Below are 26503 nucleotides of genomic sequence, written 5' to 3'. Positions count from 1 at the left end.
GCCCGGAGGCCTGATCGTCTGAACTCACTGCCGGTATCAAAAATGGTGTGGAAAATCGGGCGGCGCATCAGCCCTAGGATCCAAACGATCAATTTAACGTTAGGAGATCCGGTTCGGGAAGTCAAGCTTCGGCGTTAGGCATTTTCGAGGAATAGACGCTGGGGTGCGTGTGTCACCGGTCGGGCCGCGTTGAACAGGTACGTCTCGTCGAGCTTTCCGTTACGTGTCAGCGGGAATTGATCAACGAAGACCCAGAGGCTGGGCACCATGTAGTTGGGAAGCACTTGTAATATATAACGGCGCAACGCTTTTGGATCGGCTTCGTGAGATGAGTGCGGCAATATCGCCGCCACGAGCTGAACGGTGCGAGCGGGGCGGGGAGCGGCGATCACAACCGCGTCTAGCACACTGGGATGGCGCAGCAGGGCGGCGGCTACTTCGTCGGTTTCGATGCGGTGTCCGTTGAGTTTGACCTGCTTGTCCGTGCGACCCAGGTATTGAAGGCGACCGAGCGGATCGAGGCGAACCAAATCACCTGTGCGATAGAGGCGTTGAGGCGTGTCAGCGGAGAAGCAACCGAACCTCTCCGCGGTCTCCATGGTGTTGTTGAGGTAGCCGTTGGCAAGGCCCATGCCGGCCGCGTAGAGCTCGCCGATCGCTCCGGGTGGTAGGAGCCGGGCATTGCGATCCAGAACAAACACTTGAGTGCCCGCTATCGGGCGGCCGATCGGAAGAGGTCCATCGACTTCCGAGACGTCGCCCACGCTGTAGCTCGTGGTGAACAACGCGTTTTCCGTGGGTCCGTAGCCGTTGGTGATGGTCAGGTGAGGATGTTGTGCAAGCACCTGCGCCACGGATTCGTGCGGAACGACCTCGCCGCCGGTCACGATCCAGCGCAGGCCCTCGAACGCGGCGGGTCGAGAGGTGGCGATCAGCCGGAAGAGGCTGGCAGGTAGGCCCGCGATTGAGATCTTTTGGTGTGAGAAGAACTTGTCGAGGTTGCGCGGTGAAAGAGTTTGGACGGGAAGCACTTCCAACACGGCTCCACAAAGGAGCGTGATCCAGATCTCGAAAGTTGATGCATCGAAAGCCAGTGGCGCCATGCGCATTACGCGGTCGTCGGGTCTCATCTGTAATTCCCTCGTAAGGGCCAACCGGCAGACAGCTTGGTGTGTGACGATCACGCCCTTGGGGTCTCCGGTGGAGCCGGAGGTGAACGCGATATAGGCCACATCTGTTGGATCGTTAGATGTCTGCGGCGGCAGCACCTTTTCGGGGCCTTGCCCGGGATGCCAGGCTCGTACCTGTGGCAGGCCCTGGAATGCGGGATGTTCGGATGACGCCAAGTCCACCACGGCGGCTGCCGGCTTGAGAGTCCCGATGATTCTGCATGCTCGCGCCGGTGGCGCGTCGGTATCGAAACCGACGTAGGCGGCGCCGAGGCGGATGACGGCGAGCAAGGCGACGATCTCGGCGACGGACCTGTTGATCGCGATCACGACGGTGCTGCCGTGCCTGACTCCTGCCCGGCCGAGAAGCTGGGCGTAGCGATCGGCCTCGGCTGCCAGCTCTTGGTAGGTCAACGAAATTGTCGCATCGCGTACAGCTACCTGGTGTGGTCGCCGAACAACTTGTTCTCCGAACATCTCGTCGATGCTGCGCGCCGGCACGGTGGCGCCAGTAAGGTTTTCCACTGCTGCACGCCGGTGTTCTGCGATGCAGCGCACCTGTTCGAGTGGGCCGTCGAGTGTCGTGAGATCAACGACTGCGGCGCGTGCATCGTCAACGAAGCCGGCGGGCATGTTGGGTTGCTGGCCGGCGAAATCAATACTGCCACGGCATATATCGTTGTCATTCGACGTAATGATGATATCGGCGGAATCCGGCTCCGTCGGTGTGCGGCCTGCAAGACGGGCCTCGGCAAGCAGAGCGTCAATATGCGCGAGGAACTGACCGACAGGCTGCTTGTCGTCAATGTGTAGCAGCAGTCTCGCATCAAGATCTGAGCACGGCGTGTGCAGCGCGACCGTGATGTCCTCGGCAGCATTCCAGCGACTCACCGTCAGCGACAGGGCTGCCAGGTTGATCGTCGAGCGAGTGAACGGTGCTACGCGCAGAGTGTCGGTGTCGGTGGAAAAGTCGAATTCGATACGTGTGTCAGGCTCGATCGTCACAGGGTTCGTCCAATGAGTCGTAGGGGGTACGGAATGATCGAGCGTCGTGGTCAATTCCGGGATTGCGAAGCCCCAGGTGTTGCCGCGGTGCATCGTGCCTATCGAGGCAAATGCGCAAGGTGTCGGGGCGCCGGAATATGTGGCCGCGTTCTCTGATTCGCCACAACCCGGCCCGAATCCCGCTCAGCTGTTCTCGGGGTCGGGCACTCGGGTAACGCGCACAGAGCCGCTCGAAGAACACGTCGAACTCCGCTAACGCCAACTGCATACCAACGCAGCTGTGCGGGCCGGCAGAAAAAGACAGGATCCGGCGTTCGGATCGTTCGGGTCGCCAATCGTCGGGATCGATGAACGCGTCCGCGTCGCGGTTAGCGCTGGCTAGCGAAAGCAAGATCGCCGACCGGCGCGGTATCTGGACGCCGGCGACAGTCAGATCTTTGGCTGCGTAGCGGACCAGGGTGTGGCTAGGAGGCTCCCAGCGCAGAGTCTCGCGGATCACACTGTTGCGATAGTCAGCGTCGGCCAGCTCGGCGAGTTCGACTCCGTGGGAAAGGACAGCGTGCATGATCTTGCCAATGGCTGCCACGCTGGTTTCGGTGCCAGCCGCCAGGAACAAGATGGCGGTACTCAGCGACGAAGGGTCAACAGGGCGGCCCCGTGGACACAGCAGGTCGAGCAGATTGAGCGGTTGGTGCTCGCTGCGTTCGCCGACAACTCGGGTGAGGTACTCCCCTAGTTCGTCCTTGGCTTCGAAGGCGAGCACGAGTGGTGTCGAGGGGAATTCGACGGCACCTGATAGTGCCGATACCCGACTGCGTAGCCAGGCCGCATCGCCGGACGGCAGGCCCATCAGGCGCGTGATCATCGCGTAAGGCACCGCCACCGCTACTTCCATAAAGTCGATCTCAGCCGTGCCGCAGTGATCTTCGCGTGCAGCGATCGCGTCGAGGACCTCCTCGACGGCCGGGACGAGTATCTCCTCGCGGAGCCGTTGCACCCCGGTGCTGCTGAACAGCGGCGCAATCACATTTCGAAGTTCGCGATGCGCGCGACCTTCTGAATCGAGAAGAGTCCGACCGAACAATCGCCGACTGATGCGCAGAGCGAATGCTGACGTCACTCGGCGATCCGACAGCGTTGAGAGAACATCATTGTATTTCGAGATGAAGAATGCCTGAGCTCTCGGCGACCAAAACACAGGGTCGGTCGCACGTAGATGGTTGTAGACAGGCCAGGGATCGCTAAGGAATGTGTCAGAACTGAAATCGAGGAGATCTTCAGACCCTGGAGTAGCGACGCTATTCATACGCGACTTTCCTAACCTGGATTGGCAATAGCGCGGTGGAGGAAGATGATAGGCGCTGATACTTTGACAAGTTAGGGTGACCGATCCCGTGAGTCAAATGGGTGGCGGCGGTGGGAACCTCGACAGTGAACGCAAGCTGTCCTGTCGACAGGACAGGCGACATCGGCACCGATCGTTCCGGCGCTTTATCAGGCCTTGACCAGGTGCAGCGTTGGCCCTTAGTTTCCAAATCTATGGGGATCGAGCGCCAGCACTTTCCGTGCACCTGGGACCAAAATGCCGCCCTCAGTTGGGAATTCAACGGGAATCGCGGTCATGGGCCAGTCGCCCGCACCTGGCACATCACGCCGGCGATCGACCCCGATGTGATCCGGCGGGCCTGGGTCAATCTTTTGATCGACAACCCTGCACTGACCGTCGAGTACAGCTTGGCCAAAGACGGATTTTGGTATCAGTCGCCTCGGCCGACCGCGGATTTAAGTGAATTCGTCGTCGAGGTTCCCTATTGCGATGCCGCAACTCTCGGTCTGATCATGAGCCAGACGGGCCCATTCCAGGACCGCATCCACACGCTGGTCGTTGACTCGCGCGAGGCATCCACCACTGTGACTTTTGTCGTAGACCACGTGCCGATTGACGGTTACTCATTTCGTCGAGTCATTCACGATTTCGGAAAGTACCTGTCGGGTGCTGAATCATCCGGCGGTCGTGACGGCCGTTTCTTCGAATTCTGCAAGATACATGGCGCGACAAGCCAAACCAGCGGACCGCTGAAGATGGGGAACACCATCACCCCATACGAGCCGATTCCTCGCAGCCGTGTCCCGGCAAACACGACACTGTGCGCCACCGCAATTCGTAAATTCACCATGCCGCTGGATCGCATCCCGGAGAGGCGGCGTACAGTTTTGGCGGGGATCGGACCCGCGATCGGCGCGGCAGCAGTCGCGCGTGCCGCGGCCGAACCGGTCGACGAAATTCCAACGTTGGTGACGCTCCCCAATCGGCGCCCCTCGACTTATGACGCCTTTGGCCGATTTCTTGGTTACACGATGATCGGCCTGCCGAGCGTGGGCCCCGATCTTCTCGACACGGCTGCCGTGATCTACCACCGCATCCTTGCCGCCGGCAAGCCGAGCGCGGCAACACCGCCAATGAGCCGCGTGGTGGCCGCGCTTGCCCCACACCGTATATCGTCGAAGTTCAAGCCGGCGGACCAGATGCTGCCCTACATGGCCATCGATCACAGCGAGCCGGAGCGCCCATTGACCGTGGCCGGCCACTACGTTGAGGCCGAAGAAGCCGAAGCCGCAATCTATTTGGGCGCATACTGCGTCTACACCAGCGCAGATGCGCACAAACTATCGTTTACGGTTGCGCTGCGCACAGACCATTTGAGCATGTCGGTCTTCGACTCGTTCGAAGAGCTCGTGCAGGTATTTCCGAATTATGCTGATGTACGGAACGATTTGTTGACTGCCGCGCGCAATCCAGGCGATTACCCCTGAGCTTTTGCGGCCTCCACAACGACCGATGTTTGCCCGCATACTAATCGCCGTGTCAGAATGAAAGGAACTGCAACATGAGTGACGTGTCCGAGCGTGAGACCTTGCAGCATGAGCTGACGAATCTGATCTCCGAGATCACCGACGGCAACCTCACTGGCGAAATAATCAGTGGCGATACAGATTTCGCCGAAACCGGTATGAACTCGGTTGAATACCTCGAGTTCATCGACAGGGTCGAGAACAAATTCGACGTCGTAATCGACCTTGAGTCGGATTGGTCGCTGACCAGCATCGACAAATTCGTCGAGCTGCTCAGCGATCGAAGCCAGGCCACCAGATAGGCCCAGCCACGCCCCGACCGGTGCGGGTCGCCGCCCACTCGCGAAGCGGCACATACCCGCCGGGTCACTTAAAGGACACCGCCTGCCTTCCGAAGGGAGGCGGGCGGTGTCCGGCTAGGCTAGACGTTTAGATGAGCCGTCCGTTGTTCTGAAAGAGGTAGCTGTTCCTTTCGACAACGTGACCGTCGAGAAACTTCCAGAAATCAGCGAACTGGATCTGCAGCGGCGTCCTGTCTCGGTAGAAGCCTTCAAACCGGCCGCGTATCGCGATCTCGTTGCCATCGTCGATTACGGCGTCGACGAGGTGCTGCCCCTCGCCGACATCGCGTGCCTTCCGGTAGAACTCCTCGATGGCGGTGAGTCCTGCGAATTCACCGAAGCCGGGCCGACGATAGACTGCAGTCTCGGCAAAGCACGCCAAGGCGCCCGTTATGTCCTGAGCGTCGATCTTGGTGTAGAACGTTTGCACGGCGTGTACTTGGGTGGACACTGGTGTTGACATGACGATGACATTCCTATCGTTTGCGGGCCAAGATGATGCGTCCCTCGGGCAGATCAGGCTTGACAACACGAATGACGTCGAAGCCGGCATCACTGAATGCCTGAGACCAGCCGTTCTCGTCGAGTAGGCGTTGATTCATCAGTGCCTGCGTGAGGGCGTATTCAGGCGTGAACAGCTCAGTACCATTATCCTCGCTGCCTGGTGGGGCGACCTCGGCTGTGAGGATGTGCGCGCCACTGGGCAGGTTCCTGTGAATCTGGGCGAGATAGGAAACGAGGACGTCGTAGCCGTGTTCGAGGATCTCGTGGAGAAAGAAGAATGTGAAAACCAAGTCGACGTCGGTGATACCGGGCACCGATTGCAGGTCACCCGCATCGGCCTCAATGATGGTGATACGGTCCGCGAGACCAGCTTTGGCGACTTCACCTCTGGCCTCTTTGCAGGATGCCGCGCTGATGTCGACGCCGATCCCGTCAGCGCCGACGGCCTGGCACAGTGAGATCAGGTAGTGCGCATTACCGCAACCGAGGTCGGCGATGCGTTTGAACTGGAATTCGCGGGCTAGTTCGACGACGTGTGGCCAGAGATCCTTTTGACCGACGATGGCTGAACCTACCGCCACCCAGCGCAGATCACGATCAACGTCTTCCCCGAATTGCCGCGTGCCGGTGAGCAAGTCGCCGAAGATGTTCATGGCTTCGCCGTAGCCTCCTGACAGCCAGACGAGATATCCACGGTCGTCATACACAGATCGGCCAAAATCGGTGAGCCGGTATAGCCCGCCGTCCCGTTCGACGACATCGCGCTCAGCGAGGTATCTCAGTGTCGCCTCTGACAGGAAGCTGTTGGCACCGCACTCGTCGGGCCGTAGGCCTCGGCTGGCGAGCTGGTCGAGCACACCCAGTGATTCGAGCTCCGAGATAACGGTGCATAGGGTGTAACCCTGCATGTAGTCGAATACCGACGTTCGGGTTCGCGTGTCACTCATTGATATCCATCCTTTTATGTGTTTGCCCCCAGCGGGCCGCTGCATGGGTCGGGGTTCGGCAAGGCTTGGTCGGCTTTGCCAGATCAGGAAGCCAGCAGGATCTGGCTTTTTCGAAGGCGGCGATAGCCGGCTCAGATGCCTCGGCGGCGGTGATCTCATCGCGTTCGTCCAGAAGCAGGCGTCGAGATCGATCGTCAAGCCCGAACGGCCATTCCAGGTCGCCAGCCCGTACTTTGCGTTCGATCACACTGACCCGCAAGGACATTCCTGGTTTAGCGTCGACGAGGTCGGCAAGCTGACTGAGCGGGCGCGGCAACAATTGCACCGGCACTAGCCCGTTCCGAATCGCATTGCGCCGAAAAATGTCTCCGAAACTCGAAGCGATCACGACGCTAAAACCCCAGTCTCGCAAAGCCCACACGGCATGCTCGCGCGAGCTACCGGTGCCGAAATTGTGCCCGGCAATCAACACGGCCGCCGCAGCTGCATCCTGCTGGTTCAGCGCGAAATCAGGATCTTGGCGCCACTGGGAGAACAACACGTCGGCATACCCATCACGGGTAATGCGTTTGCAATGCTCGGCGGAGACAATCTGGTCGGTGTCGATCTCGTCGCGGCGCAACACCAACGCGGTTCCTCTGTACTCGTCAACCATCTAGCAGACTTTCGCTGCTAAGAGCTCACTAGCGGCGCCGATGCGACCCAAGACCGCGGATGCGGCCGCAGTGGCCGGCGAGGCGAGGTGTGTGCGGGCTCCTGGGCCCTGGCGGTTTTCGTAGTTGCGGTTGGAGGTCGACACGCACCGGTGTGGTGCGGCAATGCGGTCCGGGTTCATGCCGGGGCACATCGAACACCCCGGCAGACGCCATTGCGCTCCTGCTTGGATAAACACCTGGTCAAGACCGAGGGCTTCTGCTTGTGCGCGTACCTCCATCGACCCTGGCACGACCAGCATTCGCACACCGGGTGCGACGACGCGCCCGCGCAGCACGGCAGCCGCGGTCTGAAGATCTGTGAGTCGGCCATTGGTGCACGACCCGATGAAGACCGTGTCGATTGGAATCGAGTTGAGGGCCGTATCGGGTTCAAGCCCCATATATTTCAGTGCTCGCTCTGCCGCGGATCGCTGCTCGAGGGTCTCCAACTGCGATGGGTTCGGTACCGTCGCGCCGATCGGCAGCGCTTGTCCTGGATTCGTGCCCCACGTGACGTGCGGTTGTAGGGTGGTTGTGTCGATCGTGACGACGCGCTCGAACGTGGCACCGGGGTCGGACGTGAGTGTCTGCCAGTAGCGCATAGCGTGCTTCCATTGCTGCCCAGCGGGCGCATGCGCTCTGCCTTCGAGATATTGGTAGGTCACCTCGTCGGGGGCGACGATACCGGCGCGCGCACCCATCTCGATACTCATGTTGCACAGAGTCATTCGAGCCTCAACGGACATTTCCGTGACAGCCGGGCCGCGGAATTCGACGGCGTATCCGCGTGCTCCGTTGGCGCCGATGTTGGCGAGCGCCGCCAGCGCCAAATCTTTGGCCGTGACCCATGTCGACGGCGTGCCCAGAAATTCGATCGCCATCGTCCGGGGCCGGTCGAAGGACGCTGTTTGGGTGGCGAGTACTTGCTCGACGTCAGTGGTGCCGATGCCAAACGCCAATGCTCCCAGCGCGCCCAACGTCGAGGTGTGGCTGTCACCGCAGACGACCGTCATTCCCGGGAGGACGCACCCTTGCTCGGGTGCAGTGACATGGACGATTCCCTGCCGGGGATTGCCGAGACCGTACAGTTCGATGTTGTGCGCGCGGCAGTTCGCTCGTAGCGTCTCGAGCTGCAGTTCACTGACCGGATCGGTGATCTGGATCGTGTCGGTGGGCACGTTGTGGTCCTCGACGGCCAAAGTGAGGTGTGGTCGGCGGACCTGTCGGCCAGCCCGCACCAGGCCGTCGAACGCCTGCGCCGAGCTTGCCTCGTGCACCAGGTGCATGTCGACGTAGATCAACGAATCGCGATCCATCGCCCTGGTCAACGCGTGCGCCTCCCAGATCTTTTCGGCCACGGTACGAGGGGCGGTCATCAGATCAAAGTGCGTTCGAGTAGGCCGCTTTCGCGGATCGCCTGGCTCAACTCCCCCAGCTCCAGGAAGTCGTATCCGCGGCGGGTGACGACATGCTCCGAATACACGCGCTCGACAAGTTCGTCGTCCAGATCGTCGGTCAGGTCACGCAACACGTGCCGAACGACGGCCCGACCCGAATGTCTGCCGACGAGGATGCCGCGTTCCCTGCCGAAGCGTTGCGGTTCGACGAATTCGTATGTCACCGGTGCCCGCAGAACGCCCGCCTGGTGAATTCCTGCTTGCGTCGAGAACGCGTTACTGCCGAATATCGCTTTATTGCGAGGAACCGGCAGGTTGATGTGGCGTCGCAGGATCTCGAATGCAGCCGCCAGATTCTCCGATTTGGCGCTGGTTGCGCACCCCATGTACGCTCCGCGGTAGATCAGCACTGCAATGAGTTCTTCGATCGCAGTGTTGCCGGCGCGCTCTCCGATACCGGCCAAGGTGGCCTGAACCTCGTTGGCGCCCGCTGCAATTCCCGCTAACGCATTGGCCAGCGCGAGTCCCATGTCTTCGTGGCAGTGGGTCGCAACTGTGATGTGAGCGGGTACCCATCCCCGGATCCGGGACACTAGCGCGCCGTACTCAGCGGGTAGCATGCAGCCGGTTGTGTCGGCCACGGTGATCCCGTCGGCTCCAGCCGCAGTACATTCCTGGATTAGTGGACGGAGCAGGTCATCTGGACCGCGTGATGCGTCTTCGATCGCGGCTATCACGTGTCGCACACCTAGCGACTTCGACAGCGCGATCGCATCGACGACTTCGGTTTGCGCCGCGGCGCGCGATATCCCACGTTTGTGGTCGAGGTGGATGTCGCTGCCCGTAGCCATGATCTGGAGGTGGTGGTTCTCGGTGCCCGCCACGTCGATCGAGATCTTGATGTCGTCGTGGACCGGTCGATTCAGCGTTGCGACGTGCGCCGATCTAAGAGCCTCAACAACCTTTTTCACTGACTCCCGGTCACTGGGTGATGATGCAGGGAATCCTGCTTCGATCACGTCGACACCGACGTCCTCGAGCGCCAGCGCAAAGTCGACCTTCTGGTGAGGATCCATCCCGTTGCCGGGTGCCTGCTCACCGTCGCGCAAGGTGGTGTCGAAAAGCAGGATTCGGCGGGTTGCGCCGGTCTCACTGGCCGGCGACTCTGACTCAATTGCATTTGCCATTGTGGATTTTCCAATCGCCAAAGGACATTACGGATCCGAACGAGAGACTTGCCTTCAAGCCGAGCACGGTGGCCGAATAGGCTCACCACCAACTGTTTTTAGCTTCAACGCGAGGCAGAGCGGTGTCAATAAGCGGCCCCACAGCTCGCTGCCCGTTCACCCGCCAAGATCCCGGATTACTGTGTCCCGTCGACAGGACACATCCCCGGTCCTGTCCGCGGGATCGATTGCGGCAACCACCGCGACCCTGCGACGCACGCGGCCGTCGGATGGCGCATCGGGCCTATCGGATACGCGATCCAAGCCAACATATTTCGACGACCACACCCCCAACTTGGGCGTACTAGCGTGACGCGCGTCGCGCGGACATCAACGTCGGCACCGCGTCGCGCCACTGCGATGGATGTGGAGCGCGATTTCGCTCGGGGTCGGTAGACGTGTCGAGATCAGTCCCGCGTGCACGTTGTCGTCGAGCTCGATTCGGTACACGGTGACATGAACGTGCACCCATTGCGGATCGCGTGCTCTCATGCGCAAGACCGCCGACGCGGGACCGTCCGCGAATTCGGCTGTCATGGAATGCAATAGCGGCTCATCATCAGGATGAACCAGCGGCCGACCCTTCTGTTGCCCACGCCAATCGAACACGGGGCTAGGGGGGTCGATCCATTTCAGCAGACGCCAGTTCGAGAGATCAACAAGGGCTCGATGGACTCCGCGTTCAGCTGTACCGCGCAGTATTCGAGATGCGAGATCCGCAGACGTCCCGGACTCGACCCTTCTCCTGGACCGCCAGTTCATTGCCCGGGCAATGAGGTGGACCGTGCCATCAGGCCACTGCTCCTCGATGGTGCGTGCTGCGAAGCTCACCGTGATCATGGTCCCGTCTCGTGTTCTGACGTCCCATGTGCTGCAATACGTCTGCCCCTCGCGAGCGTTGATCGCGAGTGCCAACACGGTGTTCTCATCGGGCGTCGGATCACTGACCGTGAGATCTTCGGCGATACTCCGGCCGTGGGTGCGTTCCACACGAGGGTCCATGCCGCGATTCAGTAGTGCTTGAGGCGTGTCGGCGGCCGTGCCTTCAGTGAGGTCCCATACCACGGCGCCGATCGCCGGCCTTTGCGGTCGCCGCGCATGGCGAGGACCCGTCCAGACCTGTACCCCATGAACCGTGTTGTCTGTCATCACCACCGGCTCGGTGATGATGAGGCGGTCACCGTCCCTCGACACGAGTGCAGACCCCACCGCCGACGAGGATGCCTCTAAGACTGCCTGCGTGAGTTGCTCACGGTGGGGATTGCGGCGCAGGATTTTCTGCAGCGGCACAAAGTTTCGCGGTTGTTCACCGTGGGCTACGACGGTGGGCCCAGATTCGATGGTGTCGACAAGTAACCACTGATGCTCAGCCAATTTGGGCAAACCTCCCTCTTAGTCGCCGCTGAAATATTTCTGTGGCAACGGATGCTTGACGACGAAGCGTCGAGTAAATGAAGGTGCAGCTAATTTGATGCCCAGGCGTCGCTTGTGAATCCCACGCTCAACAGCGGGAAGTCGCGTTCCAGGAGGCCCGGACAGAGGGGCGACGTGTATGAGATGGGCGGTGGCGTTATCGCGTGCCGATCGGCAGAGTTCAGCCGGGACGCAGCGCGAGCGCCGCACTCACCGTGCGACGGGGTGAAGTTCCGTGAGTGTGGAACCGTCTGGGCTCAAAAGCGCTGTAAGAATTACCTCGTCTCGGCGATTATCCTAATGCGCAAATGTCCGCCGCCTGTAGTGATCTCGGTCACACTCTCGCGATGTTGCGTCCCGCTCTGGTCATATGGTTAGCTCACCAACACGACCGCCGGAACGGCTTCATGAACTGCGCGGAGCCCGATCCAGCGGCGTTATGAGACACGTAACGTGCGATCCGCTTACGTCGTCAATCGCCGCGGCCCATGACGCTTGAGGCCGGTAAGCACAGTTGCTGGCCGCAAGAGCCCCAATGATATCTAGCCCTCGGTCGGCGTGTGACGACTCGTCCGGCCGGGGAGCCCGCGACGCCGGCCGGTGTCCATTCTGGCAACTTGTGGATGTCTGTATCCGGCTGTGTAACAACGGTTCTGCTAGCCGGGTGCGTGTCGTCTCTGACGAGGCGATTCGTGCAGGGACCGCAGCTTCGCCTTCTCGCTCGATGTACGCGGCGAGATACCTCGTGGTCAGGCACGCGCGGTGGATCGTCGAATATGCACGTGGCTCAGAGCATGTGGCCGCATCGTTGCAAACCGTGGCGCATCCCGAAGGAGAGCAATGGGACACTTGACGACAAATGAAGCCGAGGACGTGACGCGCGTGAGCGCCGGTGTGCCTCGAGGCGATTCCGGCGTGATGGTCACGCGGGTGGGTCTACGACTGCCGGAGAATTTGCCCTTCGATTCGTGGACGCGGGCCGGCACCCGGCTAGCAGAGGTGATCGATTCTTCGTCGTGGTGCCTCGGCGATTGGCTGATCTACGGAAAACGTTATTTCCCAGACAGGTACGAGCGCGCCATCGGAACTGCAGGCCTTAGATACCAAACTCTCAGAAACTATGCATGGATTGCCCGGCGCTTCCCGCAGGATCGGCGACGAGGCGCGCTGACTTTTCAGCACCATGCAGAAGTTGCGTCTCTTCCCGACGATGCTCAAGAGTGCCTACTCAACGAAGCAGAGCTGGGCAAGTGGACGACCAAGCAGCTGCGACGGCGGGTCCGAGACCTGCTTGGGCAGATCCGCGATGACGCCAACGACTCTCCGCGAACTGCGATACCGCTTATTGCAGTCGAGGATTCACGGCTGGCGGGGTGGCACAAGGCAGCCCAGCACGTCGGGATCGAGCTCGAGCACTGGATTGTCAGGACCCTCGACGTCGCCGCACAACAGGTCGCGCAGCTCGGCACTCAGGTCGTTGAGTACCGAGTCGTCGGCACGTAAGTCGACCTTTGCGCGCAGATTGCCGGATCGGCATAAATCAGGCCCTGAGGAAGAGCCTCGCAAGACGCTGGAAGAGCAGATCGAATTCTGCTAGAGCTAAGGCCATTCCGATGCAACTGTGAGATCCCGCCGAAAATGACAGGGTCCTACTTTCGGTGCGATTCGGCCACCATACGTCAGGGTCGGCATATACTTCGTCATCGCGATTGGCGCTTGCGAGCGATAGCAGAACTGCTGACCGCCGCGGGATCTGCACGCCTCGAAGGCTCAAGTCCGTGGCCGCGTATCGCACTACAGTGTGGCTCGGCGGATCCCAACGCAACGTCTCGCGAATCACTCGACGCCGTAACGCGTCGTCGACGAGTGATCCTAGGTCGACATCGTGCTCATGTAGGGCTCGAAAGATGTGGCGGATCGCGGTAACGCTGGTCTCAGTGCCGGCCGCGAAGAATAGGATTGCCCTGCCAACCTGCGCCAGATCCGCCGGCGAATCGCGGGGAACTGCCACGTCGAGAATGGACAACGGCCCATCAGCCCGTCCGCGATCGGAAATCAGGCGCCCGAGATATGCTGTCAGCTCCGATTTCGCGATGAGTGCGGCTTCCAGTGAAGCCGAAGGAAATTCGATTGCCCCGGACAAGGGAACGATGTGCGACCGTAGCCAGGCAGCGTCATCAACCGGGCAACCCATCAGACGGGTAATGACGCCGTAGGGCACTCTGACTGCCAAGCAGTCAATGACATCCGCTGACGGCCACGTTCTTGCTCCGAGGAATGATGAGGCCTCGTGTAGCGCGTCATCGACGGCGGGAACAAGGATTTCCGACTGCAAGCGGCGCACCGCGCCGGGGCCGAAGATCGGTGCGAACAATTTCCGAAATTCCCGATGATCGGGACCATCAGAGTCGACACCGGTCCGCCCGAACAGACGTCGACTGGCGCGCAACGGAAATCCGGAGACGAATTGCTTGCCAGCCAAGGCTGCTGTGACATCCTCGTGCTTCGACACAAAGAATGCGCTCGACCGCTCCGACCACGACACCGGCGCGGTCCGACGCAAAAGTCGGTAGGTCGGCCAGGGATTGCGAAGAAACGCATCCGACGTGAAGTCCAGTTGGTCATCGATCTGAGGTGTGTGCATGCTTTATTCCTGATCTGGGTTGAGCGCATCATCACCGGCGGTGTGATCGGTACGTGGATTCGCGTCGAGATTAATTTCGCCACGATGGCTCGGTCAATCCGGTAAAGAGCGCTGCAGGACAACACGTTTGAACACATTCGGCGTTCGCCTGATTCGTCGCCTCTGCAAGATTTCGTGCGGTGTCCTGTCGACAGGACGGCCCGCAAAACGCGGCCTAGCCCCGAGATTCGACAGTCGACAGTTTTCCGAAGCCTCACGTAGTGACATCCACTTGCCGTCGCGCATACCCTTGAGCGGTCGGCCGCAGAGTTGGGCGATACCTACGAGCCGCCTCCAATCACCCTGCCGATGACAGGATTTGACGCAGCGAGGCAAGGAATTACCGGCGTCGACGGCAAACACGCCTCGAGGCGTGCGCGAGCGCTCGCGCTGTCTGTCTGGCGTTGAGGCACCGTCACTTCCAGCGCAGATGTCGAAGGAGAGAGGACGATCAGCATGAGGCAAAGGTTCGGATGCTTTTTGCCCCCGTCCCACAGTCCGACCAAAAGTCCGCACGTAGCGCTAAAGCAAGACATCGAGATCTGCTGTTTAGCAGATGAATTGGGTTTTGATGAGATCTGGCTGGGTGAGCATCACTCTGGGGCCTGGACGACACTGAGCGCGCCCGACCTATTGATCGCTGCCGTGGCCCGCGAAACGCGCCGGATCCGGTTCGCTACGGGCGTGATACCGCTCCCCTATCACCACCCCGTACACACCGCCGAGAGAATCTTGCTCTTAGATCATTTAACCGAGGGCCGCACGATCCTGGGTTGCGGGACGGGTTCGTACGTCCACGACATGGAAATGATCGGGGTGGACCCTGAATCGATCCGCGCCCACTTCCGGGCCGCGCTGACCATCATCCAGCTGCTGCTCGACGGAAAGACCGTGGACGTCAGCACTCCATGGTTCATCGCGCATAAGGCGGTACTACAGCTACGACCGGTGAAGGACCGCATCGAGGTCGTGGTTGCGTCGTCGTTGACCGATGACGCCATCGCAATGTTGACCGAACTCTCGGTGAGCCCGAGTGTCAATTTGACTCAGCCGTGGGGCGTGATCCGCCCAGGTACAAATGCCGACTCGGTCGATGCAGTCGTTGAGCGGATCGAAAAATACTGCGCGGCAACAGGACAAGAACAGCCGGTCAGATGCAATGTGTTCGTCCATGTCGCCGACTCCGTGAGCGCCGGAATTGACGAGCTGCTGCCCGGATGGACTGCACAACGCCTCGATCTCTACCGGAAGATTCTGGGAATGCCCATTCCGGAATCGGCGACGACAAACCGCCGTGCCCTTGAGAGTCTGATCAACGCCGGCGCGTTCATCGTCGGCGACCCCGAATCGTGTAGCCGTCAGTTAACCGACTTGGGGCGTCGTCTAGGTTCCACTGCATCGTTGATGTTTTTCGTACCGGGCTGGCTAGATCACAGCTCGGCACGCAACCAACTCACCGCGCTAGCTCACGAAGTCGTGCCGGCGTTGCGCGGACACCTCAGCGGGACCGCGGAGTCGCGACGCCTCGTATCGTCTGAAGCCGGCCGACAGATCAGGCGCCGAGACGCGCTGATTGCGAAAGACCCAGCCATTCGGCCTACTGAACAGGCGCGCGCAGCAACATGACGCAACCGACCACGGCCTCGCAGCCGAGGGCTGGCCAGTCGACCGGCCTCCGCCGTCGTCGGCGTGAACCTATTCGCCCGATCCGTGTGTCCTGTCGACAGGACATACAGGCCGCCTCGGCAGCCGCACCTCAAAACGGCAATTGTCAGATGTCGTGGCAATTCGGCTACCGACGCCATCGGCAAACGCATCACCCATCGCGAGGCAGTCATTTAATGACACGCCAGAATATCCGCCTTCGAGCCGGATTTGCTTGCGACGCAATCGGCGGCCGGCCCAGATTAATCCCGGCACATTGACCGTCCCCGTCCGTTCGCATAACGTCATCATCGTCTAATGATTATTGAGCGCAGACTTCAGAGGAAACGACGCCCGCTATGCTGAATTCGTCGATGGTCTCGGCTCCGACCGGTGTGTCCGCCCTGGTGCGGCTGGCGAAAACTGGACGAGATGTTGTCGCGTTCAAAATGAACGGTGAACCACACTTTCTGGTGAATACTCCCGATGGAGCTAAACACGTCTTGAACCAGAAATCCGGATATTCTAAGGACACGCTGGCTAATCGATTCATCAAAACTGAAGTCGCCGACGGGATTCTCACCGCCGAAGGTCATCACTGGGCTATGCAGCGACGGATGCTCAACCCAGCTCTCAAAGACGTCGCACAAGTGCGGGCGGTTACTGGCCGTTGTGTAGAAGTTCTGATCGACAGTTTTGACCGCATAGCCAATACCGGCGAACAGGTCAACATTTCTGCCGCAATGTCGGATCTCACGCTCGCGGTGACCACCCGACTTCTGTTCGGTTTCGATCACCGGCCCTTTTTCCAACAATGCGAAAATATTACCGCCCGCCTGGTCAACGCGAATTTCGCGAGTCCTGAATCGGACGGCACGATGCGTCCTTACCGTGAAGCATTAGCTGACACGATTTGTCGGTTACGGAGGGAACCCCCCCACGACGGCTACCCCGGACTGGTCTGGCATGCGCTCGAGCGATCCGGTGGCGCGAGCGGGCAGGCGGCGATCGATCAGGTGACGACGCTGCTGTTGGCCGGCTACGAAACAACCGCAAATTCACTGTCCTGGACCTGGATTGAGCTGACCCGGCACCCAGACGAGTATTTTCGCTGGCAGCGCGCACTCGATGACGACCCCGACACGCCAGACACCGATGCCGCATTCAAGGAGGCCCTTCGCCTCTACCCGCCAGCCTGGATGATCGGCCGCCGCGCTCTGCGCGATGATCGGATCGGTGATGTGACCGTGCCGGCGCAAGCGGTAGTCGCGATCAGCCCGTACTTATTGCATCGGCACGCGCACTACTGGGAACAACCTGACAAATTCCGACCGGACCGATTCAGGAAGCTCAGCAACGCAGTGTCACACAACTATGCCTACCTCCCATTCGGCGCGGGGCCACGGTTCTGCATCGGATCGCTGATGGCGCAGCATGAAGCGCGGGTAATACTTTCAACGATTGGCCGGCGCTTCCACTTTGATGCAGTCGACCTGACTGATCCCGTACCAGATCATCAATTCATTCTGCGCGCACCGGCAGAATACCTCGTGACAGTCCGGCGACGCGCCGGTAGTCGCTAGACGCTCACATCGGACGTTCGCTGAAAAGACCCCAGAGGAGATCTCCAGTGCCCGAAGATTATGATTCTGTGGTGCGTGAAATAGTCGCCGCAGTTGCAAACATGAATCCCGCCGACGTCGCTCCCAGCGCTAAACTCTCCACGTTAGGGCTGGACTCGTTGAGCGTCATGGAAGTCTTTTTCCGTTGCGAAGACTATTTCGGCCGGTCGATCTTGAGTTCAGAAACGCCAGAGGTGCATACAGTCCACGACATCGTTGCACTCGTAGGGGCTAAAACCGCGGCGCTTTAGAAACCACATACGTTTAGAAACGACATACGCCCGCGCTTCGAATCTATCGAAAGGCAGCTCATTGAGCCGATTTCTCGCGGATGTGTTGCAGGCTGGAACCGGCAGCAAAAAAGGAATAACGGTCGACTACCCGCACGACCCCCGAAAAGCGACCTGGCACGAGATCGGATTGCGGGCCCGGTGCGGCGCCCGAATCCTCGTCGACGCCGGCGTCAGGCCCGGCGCGACAGTGCCCATCTTGACCAGCCAGCCGATCGAAGTGGCCACCGCCGCGCAGTCAGCGTGGCTGTGCGGAGCGGCCGTCACAATGCTCCAGCAACCCACCGCACGCATGAGCCGTCCCGCGTGGATTGGAAGCACAACGCAGATTCTCGCCATGCTCAACGCCCACACGATCGTCGTCGGGGAATCGTTTCGCTGGGCCGTGGACGCTTTGCAACAGCAGGGATTCATGACCGTCTTCGCTGACGCGTTCGAGCCGCAGCCGCACTTCACACCTGTGGATATCCCCGAAGGGGCCGCGGCACTGCGCCAGCTCACTTCCGGCTCGACAGGCACCCCCAAAGCCGTCGAAATCAGTCACCGAAACCTATGGGCGGCCACCAACGTCTGTCACACATCTTTCGGGCTCGATACGTCATCGGACGTGCTCGTGAACTGGCTGCCCCTGGCGCATGACCTCGCGATGATCATGTACATGTCATGGCCGATGCAGACAGGCGCTGAGCTCATCGCGATCACAGCCGACCAATTCATCCGCAACCCCGCCGTATGGCCCCAGATGATCACGGAGTTTAGCGGCACCATCACCGCTGGTCCGCACTTCTCATACGTCATTCTCAGCAGGGTGCTCGACCGATCCGCAGACGGCGCCTTCGACCTGTCGTCGTTGAGGTTGGCGATCAACGGCAGCGAGCCGATCAACTCCACCGATCTGGCCAGACTCGCCGAATCGGGCCGGCGTTTCGGTCTGCGCCCGGAGGCGATGACACCCGGTTACGGCCTGGCCGAAGCGACCCTGATCGTATCGGTATCCGCGGCCGACGACGTTCCCACCTCCGATCGGATCCTGTTAGACGATTTAACACACCACCATCGCGCAGTGCCCGTTGACGCCCGCAACGACGGAGGCAGCGTGGTTGAGCTCGCGGAACTCGGCCACGCGGTACACGGCATCGATATCCGAATCCGATCTGCCCGCGGAGCATGCGGTCCCCGGCAGGTCGGCGCCATCGAGATCCGCGGGGACAGCGTGGCCGAACAGTACGTCACCGTGGGCGGCGCACTCCCTCTGGCCGATGCCGACGGCTGGTTTGACACCGGCGACGTGGGTTATCTCAACGAGGATGGGGCGTTATTCGTGTGCGGGCGAAAGAAAGACGTCATCATTGTCGGCGGACGCAATCTCTACCCGACGGACATTGAGCACGCTGCCCAGCTCGTAGACGGAGTGCGCAACGGCAACGTCGCGGCGGTGGCCCTTGCCGCGTCGACCGCCTCGGAAGGCTTCGCCGTCCTCGCCGAATCGGTTTACCACGACAAGCCAGACGTCGTCGCCCGAATCCGCCGCGACATCGTTCACATGGTCACAGGCCGCGTCGGCCATGGACCCGCGCTCGTCGCGGTCATACCCCCTGGAACGCTGCCGAAGACACCTTCGGGAAAACTGCGGCGCCATGCCGCTGCCGCGCTCGCGGTAACAGACTGAGAACAATGACGCACCGCGGGCAGAAGACGCCGGAGCGGCGAGCAGCGCGCGGCGACCCTCACCGAGGGCGCAACACCATGCCGTTCACGACTCCGCTGACGGATACGGCGACGACAGGAGCTTCCGTGACCATCGTCGAGTTCGCCATCGAACCAAACCACACACCCGCCGACAGCGAGCGGCGTTCTACAATCATGTCCGCCCGCGAGTTCGGTCAGCATCAGACCGACCACATGGTGTCGATCAACTACACCGAGGGACAAGGTTGGCACGACGCAAAAGTCACCGCGTACGGCCCCATCGAATTGGCACCGTCGGCTCTTGGTCTGCACTACGGCCAAGAAGTCATCGAAGGGCTCAAGGCCTACCGGTGGACCGACGGCTCGATCATGTCGTTTCGCCCCGATGCCCACGCCGCCCGATTGCGGGCCTCGTGTCGACGCCTCGCAATGCCTGAATTGCCCGATCATCTTTTTCTTGAATCCCTGCGCCATCTCATCACCGTTGACGCCCAATGGATTCCGGCGGCGCACGAGGGATTCTCCCTATATCTGAGACCGTTTGTCGTCGCCACTGAACCCACGCTGGCGTTACGCCCCGCTAAGCAGTACCGATACCTGCTGATCGCATCACCCACCAAGGCCGGCATTACACACGGGCTCAAACCCGTCACCGTGTGGCTGGCCGAGGGTTACGCCCGAGCATTTCCCGGAGGGACCGGCGCGTTCAAGGTCGCCGGCAATTATGCGGCGTCGCTGGCGGCACAGGCCCAAGCAGTCGACAATGGCTGCGATCAGGTCGTGTGGCTCGACGCCGTCGAACGCCGATACATCGAAGAGATGGGCGGAATGAACATCTTTTTTGTCTTTGGCCGCGGGTCCACCGCGCGGCTAGTGACGCCGGAATTGACCGGATCAATTTTGCCCGGAGTGACCCGCGACTCCCTTCTCAAAATAGCCGCTGATTGCGGCCTCGCCATTGAGGAGCGGCGCATCGACGTCGCGGAATGGCGAAAGGAGGTGGCTGCGGGTGAGATCACTGAGGTCTTCGCATGCGGGACTGCCGCGGTCGTCACACCTGTTTCACGAGTCAAACACCACGGGGGCGAGTTTCCGATAGCCGATGGACGACCCGGCGAGATTACCCGACAGATGCGCAAGCGGCTGACAGGCATTCAGCAGGGAAAGTGTGCAGACAAGAATCAGTGGATGCTCAGGCTGGGGTGAACCACCGCGTGTCAACAAGATTCCGCGCATTGGCTACCGCAACGGGCTGAACAGTTGCCTCACTGCCCTAAGGAACAGCCGGCATCCGCGTGGAACTCGAGGGTGCACGCCGCGGTCGGCCGTGCACCCAACGGTACACGAATGTGTACTGGAATCTACCTATGGTCCGAAATAAGCAGTTCTACAACATGATTAGATGCTGAACCTGGCAATATCGACGCACAAGTGTTCACCAAATACCCGGAGCCTAGCCTCGATTTTGCATAGGAATTGGTGCGGGCTCGGTTTGATGCCGAGTAGTGTGGTGGGGTAGCGATTTTGGTGTGGCGGCGTGGTGGAGCTGTCCCGTGTCGCCGGGTGGGCGGGCTTTCCTGGGGCCGGTAGCTCTTTCCTGCTCACTGGGTCGGGTTGATGGGGGTGATCATCCGAAGGCGGTGCGCAGGTGTTGCCAGGCGGTCGCGATCGCCGATGCCCACAGCCAGGTGGCGTCGATACGCAGCCGTAGCTGGCGGGCGCCGCGGGTGATGCGGGCGGCGACGTGCAGGACCCGGTAGCGAAACGTAGTGGTTTCGGCGCGGGCCAGGCCGGGATGGCTGGTGAAGCCGATGAGCCGGGCCCAGGTGACCAGATCGGCGGCGGTCAGAATGATTTCGAGCCAGGCGGCGTTGGCGTCAAACGCGTGACACGGCAGGTTACGCAGGCCGGTGGCTTTGAGTTCGCGGATGCGGTCCTCGATGCGAGCGTGCTGGCGGTGCCGTAGCTCCAGACCGGCGACTTGCCCGGGCACCAGAGCGGGTTCGGTGTCGGTGATGAACGCGGTGACCCGCATGCCGTCGGCGTCGATGCAGTCCGCCCCGTCGGCGACCGCAGCCGCCAGATCAGCGAACACCTCCCCGAGCGCATACATCCACGGGCCGCGGTAGGTGTCTGCCAACGCGGCGGTGACCTGCGCCGATAACCCGGTACAGTCGGCGAGCTCACGCACCATGGCCATCCCGGCATGCGACACGACACCATGGCCGTCGGCAGAGACTTTCACCCGCGATGCCGCCGCGATATTCTTCACCTGCGAAGTGCCTTCCCGCCAGGATCTTTGAACCGTAGAGAAGTCCAATTATCCCTTGCAGGACAGGCACTTTCGCGTATCTACACCCCAACACTCACAACAATCCACGAAAAATCCGGGCTAGGCCGGTGAAGATTTCCAGATGTGCGCTGCCCATGTTGCCCAGGCCAATGAGGGCGAGCCGCACCGGGGCGGTGTTCATCGGCGTACCGCGGACGCCGCATGGCACGCGGCGGCTATTGTTGGCGGGTAGTCAGCTGTATCTGTCCAGGCGCCGCTGGAAATCGAGGCGGCCACGGCAGCGTGAATCGCCGCCGTCCGCAGGCCATCTGAGAATGAGGGCAGCCCTTCGGGTGTGGTTCCGGTGCGGATAGCTTCGTAGACGTCGGCGACGAACAGGTTGAAGCAGTCCTGGTACCCCTGGGGATGGCCGGGGGGCAGCAGCGAGTAGCGCGCGCTGCGCGGGTCGAGGGCTCCCCCGTCGCGTACCAGCACCGTCTTGGATGCGAGTGCCTCGATGATGAGTTCATCGGGGCGTTCCTGGTTGAATTGCACCGCCGTTTCACGGCCGTCGAAAGAGAAGGCCAACTCGTTTTTTCGGCCAGGTGAGGACTGGCTAACCACCAGGCTTCCGATGGCGCCGCGGTCGGTTCGGAATGCGACCGCCGCGCCGTCGTCTTGGCGGATACTGTCGCGTGGCGCGGCGGCTTCTGCTGCAAAGACGCTGCTGATCCGGTGCCCGGAGACGAACTCCGCCAAGTCGCACCAGTGCGAGCCGATATCGGCGAAGGTCATCGAGGTACCGCTTTGGTGGGGTCGGATCGCCAGCCGGTCGGGTCGGCTTCGGCCATATGGTCTTGCAGCTATCCGCCGTGCATCAGCCAGACCTCCGCGTCGGCGATCCGGCAGCGAGCTTCGCGCACCATCGGGTAGAAGCGGTAGATGAAGGATACGGCTGCGACCGTGCCCGCCTTCTCGGCGGCTGCGACAAGTGCTGCAGCATCGGCAACCGTTGTCGCCAAGGGCTTTTCACAGATCACGTGCTTGCCTACCGCCAGCGCGGCAATGCTCTGCTCGAAGTGGGCGTTGTTGGGCGTGCAGATGTGCACGACGTCGATGTCATCGGCGGCGAAGATTTCTTCGGCGGTGGCCCCGCGTTCGGCCCCGAGCCGCTGCGCGGAGTCGTCGCTTCTCTGTGGTGTGCTGGCGCAGATTGCGGCGAGTTGCCCGCCAGCCCGGTGGACGGCGTGGGCGTGCACTGAGCCCACCATGCCAGCGCCGATGATTGCGCTGCGTGGCGGATTTTGCTGGATCACCGCTGGTCCCTTTTCTGCATGTCGCTGAGTAGGTCTTGGACCATTGCCTGGGATCGGGCCGGGATGGCAGTACCGGGAAAGAATCGTTCGACGATTGCCCACACCTCTGCGCTGGTGGTGATTCCTAGGTGGCGCAGCAGAACTCGCAGATCTTCGGCATCACGGGTTGCGCGACCTGCGAGGACTTTCATCGCCAGCAGGTGATCTGCTGGCGTGACGCTGACTTGCAGGTGTGGATGGTCGAATACTCGGTCTCCTTCGCCGGGGCGGCGGGCGACGTAGCTGGCGGCTTGATTGTTGAGCCACGTTGTGGGCCAACCATTTTCTTTCGCGATTTCACGGATCGCTGCGATCATCGGCCCATCGGGGCCGAATTGGGCGTCGATGTCCCGAGTGGCCGTGCGGTGCGGGTCATAGGCCAGGATCATCGCCGCGCCGCCGTAGACATGCACATGCCCGATGACTCGGCGGCGTTCGAGTTTGGCCGCCAGCGCCTCGAATGCACGGCGGATGTCGGTGAGATCAAATAGCGGTTCGGGCATCGGGGTGACTCCATCGTGAGTGAGGTCGTGGCGGTCAAGGTAGATGCCGCGACGGCGGAACGCGGTGGGGGTCCACAACACGGCCTGCACCCGCGCGGAGGGCAACGCTGAGATCCACCAGGCGCGGTACAAGAAGCGATCCACGGTGAGCGTCCACAAAGGTCCGGGCAGACCATGCCGGGCGGCGAGGTGCTCGGCGGCGCCGGCGAGCAGCGCATCGAAGCGGGGGTCGCCAACTAGAGCTGGTTCGGTAGTGATTAGTGGCAATGCTGCACGGCCGGCTTCGTCGGCCCCGCGGGCGAATTCGAAGAACACACGCAGCCGGGTCGCCTCATCGCGGCTGTTGGTGATCGCTTCGGCAGCCTGCGCCAGGGTCAATGCGTTCTGCGGTACGGCAAGGTCGGTGCGCGCGCCCTGCTGACGGTGGACAGCGCGAACTGCGTCGGCCGGATATCCCGAAACGCGTCTGATCTGGCGGTTCGAGAGAATCCCTCGTGCCCGGGCCCGGGTCACACCCCAATGCTGGGCGGCCTGGTCAGCGCTCCACAGCTCCATACCCACCAACATACGCGCATTGCGCGCGGATGTCGCCCTATCTTGGCGCTTAGTTCGAACCACCGCTTAGTCGGAACAGCACGGATCATCGGGTGTTTGCGGTGTCTGATCGCTTCGGGTGGTGCGGGCCTACGGTCGGCCGATCGGTCGTGGGTGCAGGCGTAGTTGTAAGCCTTCGGGCTTGAGGGTGAGGGTTTCGGTAACTGTCAATTGGTAGTCAGGCTGTGGTTCGAGGTCGAATTGGTGCAGGATCGTGGCCAGCGTCAGGATGATTTCGTGGAGCGCGAACTGGCGTCCGAGGCAGGCGCGAATCCCGGTTCCAAACGGCTTATAGATATGGGCCCCCAGGGTGCGGATTTTCTCGGGCGCGAAGCGGTCGGGGTTGAACTGGTCGGCATCGGGCCCCCATGCGGGATCGCGGTGTGCGGCGAGCAGGAGCACAAACACCCAGTCACCCGTTTTGAATCTGTATTGTCCTTCTCCAATGGTGGTGTCGCGCTTGGCTTGTCGGAAATATCCTGGCGCGACCGGCCACAGTCGTAGGGTTTCGTCGACGATTCGGCGTAGGTAACGCAGTTTGGCGACGTCATCGAAGGTGCTGTTGGGGAACTCGCGGTCTGGCCAACGGGCATCGATCTCGGCGCGCGCATTTTGGGCTATGTGCGGGTTTTGCGCTAGGTAGTGAAGGGCGAATGCGATTGTATTGGCGGATGTTTCGCTGCCAGCGACCAGCAGAGTCAGGATCTGGTTGATGATGTTAGCGTCGTCGAGCTGTTCGCCGGTTTCTGGATCTTGGGCAGACAACATGATGTCGAGCATGTCGCGAGGGCCTGCGTCCTTGTCGACATCGCGGCGTCGGTCGATGAGCTTGCTGATTTCGTTGCGCAGGTACTTCTTGTCAGCCTGGTGTTGTTGGCGTTGGGCGCCGCCAAAGAATCTCTCGTAGAACGGGATTGCGTCGGTGCGGCGGTTGGCGTACTTGAGCTCACGGAGCACGGTAGTGATAAACGGGTCTTCGGTGTCCTCGCCCAGCTTGTTGAATGAATGGCCGAAACCGGCACGTGCAACGACTTCGGTAGTCAACCGGTTGGCGTCGGCGGGAACGTCGATCCAAAAGCAGCCATCGGCGCGTGCACTCCATGCTTCGATGAACTCGCGCACTGTCGCGACCATGCTGGGGTGATAGCTGGCCATCGCCGATTTGGTGAACGCCGGCATCAGGATGTTGTGAGCCTTTCGCCAGTTCGGTTCATGGTTGTAGGCGGTGAACAGGCCGTCCCCAGCGACCGGGCGTAGCTTGCGGATCGAGTGTCCGACGTGCTTTTCCCAGGTTGCTTCGTCGTTTATTTCGTTGACCAGGTCGGTGTTGGCGACCACGACGACAGGCACGTTGAAGATCCGTTGTTCGACGATGCCGCCGTGGCCGGCGATGTCTTTGGTGAGGCCCTGAGTGGGTTTGGTCAGATCGATGGTGAGTAGATCACCGATGATGGGGAGCCGGTATCGCGGGTGGGGCATTGTGGCGGCAGGCGATACGGTCGGGGTCATTTTAGGTGCTCATCTCTGGTTGTTGAGTCCAGTTGTCGTCAAAGGTTTGGGCGCGTGGCCACCAGTGTGCCAATCTCAGCAGTTCAGCGGCTTCCTGGTCGAGCGTGGTCGAACGCGAATGCACGACCACATCGGCTTGTGGTGCAGACACGCCGACGCCGGCAGCGCGCGCCGACACGGCATGGGCCAGCTGCAACGCATGTACGGCGGCGTCTCGTCGACGCGGGGATACGCAGTGGCGGTCGAGGAACGCCGTGATCTCGGCGGCTTGCAGATCGTGGAAGTAAGGACGCAACCGAAGCAGGGCATCGCGGATCTGCACAGTGGTCTGGTGTAAATCCAGCGTTGTCTTGCGGCGAGCCGTGTTGTGCACTTTGAGCTCAAAAGCGCTCTCGGGGACCGCGGCGGTCATGTCGGCGCACAGCGGCTGCAAGCGACGCCACCGGCGGCTCGTGGGGTCCAGGCCGGCCCGGGCGGTCAAGGTGCGCAGCCAGGGCACCGAGGCCATCATGCAGGCCGCGACTGCCTCATAGAAGAAGTTCACGCCATGGACATGCAGGCGGTAGTCGATGCTGTGCATCCAGCCCAGCTGCTCGAGGACTGCCAGTGCGACAGCGCTGATGCTGGTGGCTGCGATAGCGACCCCGAGGACCGCGGCACCAGCCGCAAGCAGACGTTCCGGACGCCTGGCCTCGGGGCGCACGCTCTCCGTGTAGGCCATCCGCAGGAACTGGACAGCCAACACCAGCAACAGACTCACCAGCAGTACCCAGGCCAGCACCCCATCCCACC

The 26503-nt window shown here is 61.2% G+C and carries 23 protein-coding genes; 8 read left to right on the top strand and 15 right to left on the bottom strand.

Annotated elements, in window-relative coordinates:
• Positions 1-134: 134 nt before the first annotated feature.
• Complete coding sequence (locus ACYQ8K_RS23335; protein ID WP_459972716.1) at positions 135-2174, bottom strand: amino acid adenylation domain-containing protein; 2040 nt, start codon at positions 2172-2174, stop codon at positions 135-137.
• The gene (locus tag ACYQ8K_RS23330) at positions 2158-3294 is read right to left on the bottom strand and encodes a cytochrome P450 (RefSeq protein WP_459972714.1); all 1137 of its coding nucleotides are present in this window, start codon (positions 3292-3294) and stop codon (positions 2158-2160) included. The genes ACYQ8K_RS23335 and ACYQ8K_RS23330 overlap by 17 nt, the downstream gene beginning before the upstream one ends.
• Before the next feature lie 419 nt (positions 3295-3713).
• Here ACYQ8K_RS23330 and ACYQ8K_RS23325 point away from each other — a divergent pair, with 419 nt between their 5' ends.
• Together ACYQ8K_RS23325 and ACYQ8K_RS23320 are read left to right on the top strand one after the other, a co-directional pair.
• Entirely contained in the window at positions 3714-4988 is a 1275-nt protein-coding gene (locus ACYQ8K_RS23325) for a hypothetical protein (protein WP_459972713.1), read from the top strand.
• A 74-nt stretch (positions 4989-5062) separates the two neighbouring features.
• Positions 5063-5329, top strand: a complete 267-nt coding sequence (locus ACYQ8K_RS23320; RefSeq protein ID WP_459972712.1) for an acyl carrier protein — start codon at positions 5063-5065, stop codon at positions 5327-5329.
• A 127-nt stretch (positions 5330-5456) separates the two neighbouring features.
• Here the strand turns inward: ACYQ8K_RS23320 and ACYQ8K_RS23315 are convergent, their stop codons facing one another.
• The 6 genes from ACYQ8K_RS23315 to ACYQ8K_RS23290 form a co-directional block, all read right to left on the bottom strand.
• Entirely contained in the window at positions 5457-5831 is a 375-nt protein-coding gene (locus ACYQ8K_RS23315) for a nuclear transport factor 2 family protein (protein ID WP_459972710.1), read from the bottom strand.
• Between the two features lie 13 nt (positions 5832-5844).
• The gene (locus ACYQ8K_RS23310; RefSeq protein ID WP_459972708.1) at positions 5845-6819 is read right to left on the bottom strand and encodes an SAM-dependent methyltransferase; all 975 of its coding nucleotides are present in this window, start codon (positions 6817-6819) and stop codon (positions 5845-5847) included.
• A complete protein-coding gene (leuD, locus tag ACYQ8K_RS23305) occupies positions 6812-7474 on the bottom strand; it encodes a 3-isopropylmalate dehydratase small subunit (protein WP_459972707.1) in 663 nt (220 codons plus the stop codon). Before leuD ends, ACYQ8K_RS23310 begins: the two co-directional genes overlap by 8 nt.
• Complete coding sequence (gene leuC, locus ACYQ8K_RS23300) at positions 7475-8890, bottom strand: 3-isopropylmalate dehydratase large subunit (RefSeq protein WP_459972706.1); 1416 nt, start codon at positions 8888-8890, stop codon at positions 7475-7477. It abuts the gene before it with no gap.
• Positions 8890-10098, bottom strand: a complete 1209-nt coding sequence (locus ACYQ8K_RS23295; protein ID WP_459972704.1) for a LeuA family protein — start codon at positions 10096-10098, stop codon at positions 8890-8892. The genes leuC and ACYQ8K_RS23295 overlap by 1 nt, the downstream gene beginning before the upstream one ends.
• A gap of 369 nt (positions 10099-10467) precedes the next feature.
• Entirely contained in the window at positions 10468-11511 is a 1044-nt protein-coding gene (locus ACYQ8K_RS23290) for a PAS domain-containing protein (RefSeq protein ID WP_459972702.1), read from the bottom strand.
• A gap of 879 nt (positions 11512-12390) precedes the next feature.
• On the opposite strand from ACYQ8K_RS23290, the gene ACYQ8K_RS23285 reads away from it, so the two are divergent.
• On the top strand, positions 12391-13053 hold the full coding sequence (locus tag ACYQ8K_RS23285) for an LmbU family transcriptional regulator (protein WP_459972700.1): 663 nt from the start codon (positions 12391-12393) through the stop codon (positions 13051-13053).
• 37 nt (positions 13054-13090) lie between these two features.
• Here the strand turns inward: ACYQ8K_RS23285 and ACYQ8K_RS23280 are convergent, their stop codons facing one another.
• On the bottom strand, positions 13091-14194 hold the full coding sequence (locus ACYQ8K_RS23280) for a cytochrome P450 (protein ID WP_459972699.1): 1104 nt from the start codon (positions 14192-14194) through the stop codon (positions 13091-13093).
• 495 nt (positions 14195-14689) lie between these two features.
• On the opposite strand from ACYQ8K_RS23280, the gene ACYQ8K_RS23275 reads away from it, so the two are divergent.
• The 5 genes from ACYQ8K_RS23275 (at position 14690) to ACYQ8K_RS23255 (ending at position 20684) form a co-directional block, all read left to right on the top strand.
• Complete coding sequence (locus ACYQ8K_RS23275; protein WP_459972698.1) at positions 14690-15859, top strand: LLM class flavin-dependent oxidoreductase; 1170 nt, start codon at positions 14690-14692, stop codon at positions 15857-15859.
• Between the two features lie 377 nt (positions 15860-16236).
• Entirely contained in the window at positions 16237-17460 is a 1224-nt protein-coding gene (locus tag ACYQ8K_RS23270) for a cytochrome P450 (RefSeq protein ID WP_459972696.1), read from the top strand.
• 47 nt (positions 17461-17507) lie between these two features.
• Positions 17508-17750, top strand: coding sequence for an acyl carrier protein (locus ACYQ8K_RS23265; protein WP_459972695.1), 243 nt, complete (start codon positions 17508-17510; stop codon positions 17748-17750).
• A 61-nt stretch (positions 17751-17811) separates the two neighbouring features.
• Entirely contained in the window at positions 17812-19458 is a 1647-nt protein-coding gene (locus tag ACYQ8K_RS23260) for a long-chain-fatty-acid--CoA ligase (RefSeq protein WP_459972694.1), read from the top strand.
• A 77-nt stretch (positions 19459-19535) separates the two neighbouring features.
• Entirely contained in the window at positions 19536-20684 is a 1149-nt protein-coding gene (locus tag ACYQ8K_RS23255) for a branched-chain amino acid aminotransferase (RefSeq protein WP_459972745.1), read from the top strand.
• Positions 20685-21105: 421 nt separating this feature from the next.
• On the opposite strand, the gene ACYQ8K_RS23250 is transcribed toward ACYQ8K_RS23255, so the two are convergent.
• From ACYQ8K_RS23250 to ACYQ8K_RS23225, 6 genes are all read right to left on the bottom strand, one after another.
• Positions 21106-21750 carry a transposase gene (locus tag ACYQ8K_RS23250; RefSeq protein WP_459972692.1) on the bottom strand — a complete coding sequence of 215 codons (645 nt, stop codon included), beginning with the start codon at positions 21748-21750 and terminating at the stop codon, positions 21106-21108.
• Positions 21751-21948: 198 nt separating this feature from the next.
• Positions 21949-22545 carry a Gfo/Idh/MocA family protein gene (locus ACYQ8K_RS23245; protein WP_459972691.1) on the bottom strand — a complete coding sequence of 199 codons (597 nt, stop codon included), beginning with the start codon at positions 22543-22545 and terminating at the stop codon, positions 21949-21951.
• 68 nt (positions 22546-22613) lie between these two features.
• Complete coding sequence (locus tag ACYQ8K_RS23240; protein WP_459972690.1) at positions 22614-23009, bottom strand: Gfo/Idh/MocA family protein; 396 nt, start codon at positions 23007-23009, stop codon at positions 22614-22616.
• 53 nt (positions 23010-23062) lie between these two features.
• Positions 23063-24175 carry a hypothetical protein gene (locus tag ACYQ8K_RS23235; RefSeq protein WP_459972688.1) on the bottom strand — a complete coding sequence of 371 codons (1113 nt, stop codon included), beginning with the start codon at positions 24173-24175 and terminating at the stop codon, positions 23063-23065.
• A 117-nt stretch (positions 24176-24292) separates the two neighbouring features.
• The gene (locus ACYQ8K_RS23230; protein WP_459972687.1) at positions 24293-25711 is read right to left on the bottom strand and encodes a cytochrome P450; all 1419 of its coding nucleotides are present in this window, start codon (positions 25709-25711) and stop codon (positions 24293-24295) included.
• Between the two features lies 1 nt (position 25712).
• The coding region (locus tag ACYQ8K_RS23225; RefSeq protein WP_459972685.1) for a DUF6545 domain-containing protein at positions 25713-26503 on the bottom strand (791 nt) is incomplete at its 5' end.

The sequence above is a fragment of the Mycobacterium sp. MUNTM1 genome (genome assembly GCF_054660795.1).
The sequence above is the reverse complement of the archived record's forward strand: the minus strand, read 5'-3'. Positions and strand labels throughout refer to the sequence as shown.

Coding starts and splice junctions, on each gene's coding strand:
- ACYQ8K_RS23310 (WP_459972708.1), bottom strand. CDS start 6,819: ATGAGTGACACGCGAACCCGAACGTCGGTATTCGACTACATGCAGGGT.
- ACYQ8K_RS23275 (WP_459972698.1), top strand. CDS start 14,690: ATGAGGCAAAGGTTCGGATGCTTTTTGCCCCCGTCCCACAGTCCGACC.
- ACYQ8K_RS23315 (WP_459972710.1), bottom strand. CDS start 5,831: ATGTCAACACCAGTGTCCACCCAAGTACACGCCGTGCAAACGTTCTAC.
- ACYQ8K_RS23255 (WP_459972745.1), top strand. CDS start 19,536: ATGCCGTTCACGACTCCGCTGACGGATACGGCGACGACAGGAGCTTCC.
- ACYQ8K_RS23295 (WP_459972704.1), bottom strand. CDS start 10,098: ATGGCAAATGCAATTGAGTCAGAGTCGCCGGCCAGTGAGACCGGCGCA.
- ACYQ8K_RS23280 (WP_459972699.1), bottom strand. CDS start 14,194: ATGCACACACCTCAGATCGATGACCAACTGGACTTCACGTCGGATGCG.
- ACYQ8K_RS23320 (WP_459972712.1), top strand. CDS start 5,063: ATGAGTGACGTGTCCGAGCGTGAGACCTTGCAGCATGAGCTGACGAAT.
- ACYQ8K_RS23285 (WP_459972700.1), top strand. CDS start 12,391: ATGGGACACTTGACGACAAATGAAGCCGAGGACGTGACGCGCGTGAGC.
- ACYQ8K_RS23245 (WP_459972691.1), bottom strand. CDS start 22,545: ATGACCTTCGCCGATATCGGCTCGCACTGGTGCGACTTGGCGGAGTTC.
- leuC (WP_459972706.1), bottom strand. CDS start 8,890: ATGACCGCCCCTCGTACCGTGGCCGAAAAGATCTGGGAGGCGCACGCG.
- ACYQ8K_RS23235 (WP_459972688.1), bottom strand. CDS start 24,175: ATGTTGGTGGGTATGGAGCTGTGGAGCGCTGACCAGGCCGCCCAGCAT.
- ACYQ8K_RS23230 (WP_459972687.1), bottom strand. CDS start 25,711: ATGACCCCGACCGTATCGCCTGCCGCCACAATGCCCCACCCGCGATAC.
- ACYQ8K_RS23325 (WP_459972713.1), top strand. CDS start 3,714: ATGGGGATCGAGCGCCAGCACTTTCCGTGCACCTGGGACCAAAATGCC.
- leuD (WP_459972707.1), bottom strand. CDS start 7,474: ATGGTTGACGAGTACAGAGGAACCGCGTTGGTGTTGCGCCGCGACGAG.
- ACYQ8K_RS23270 (WP_459972696.1), top strand. CDS start 16,237: ATGCTGAATTCGTCGATGGTCTCGGCTCCGACCGGTGTGTCCGCCCTG.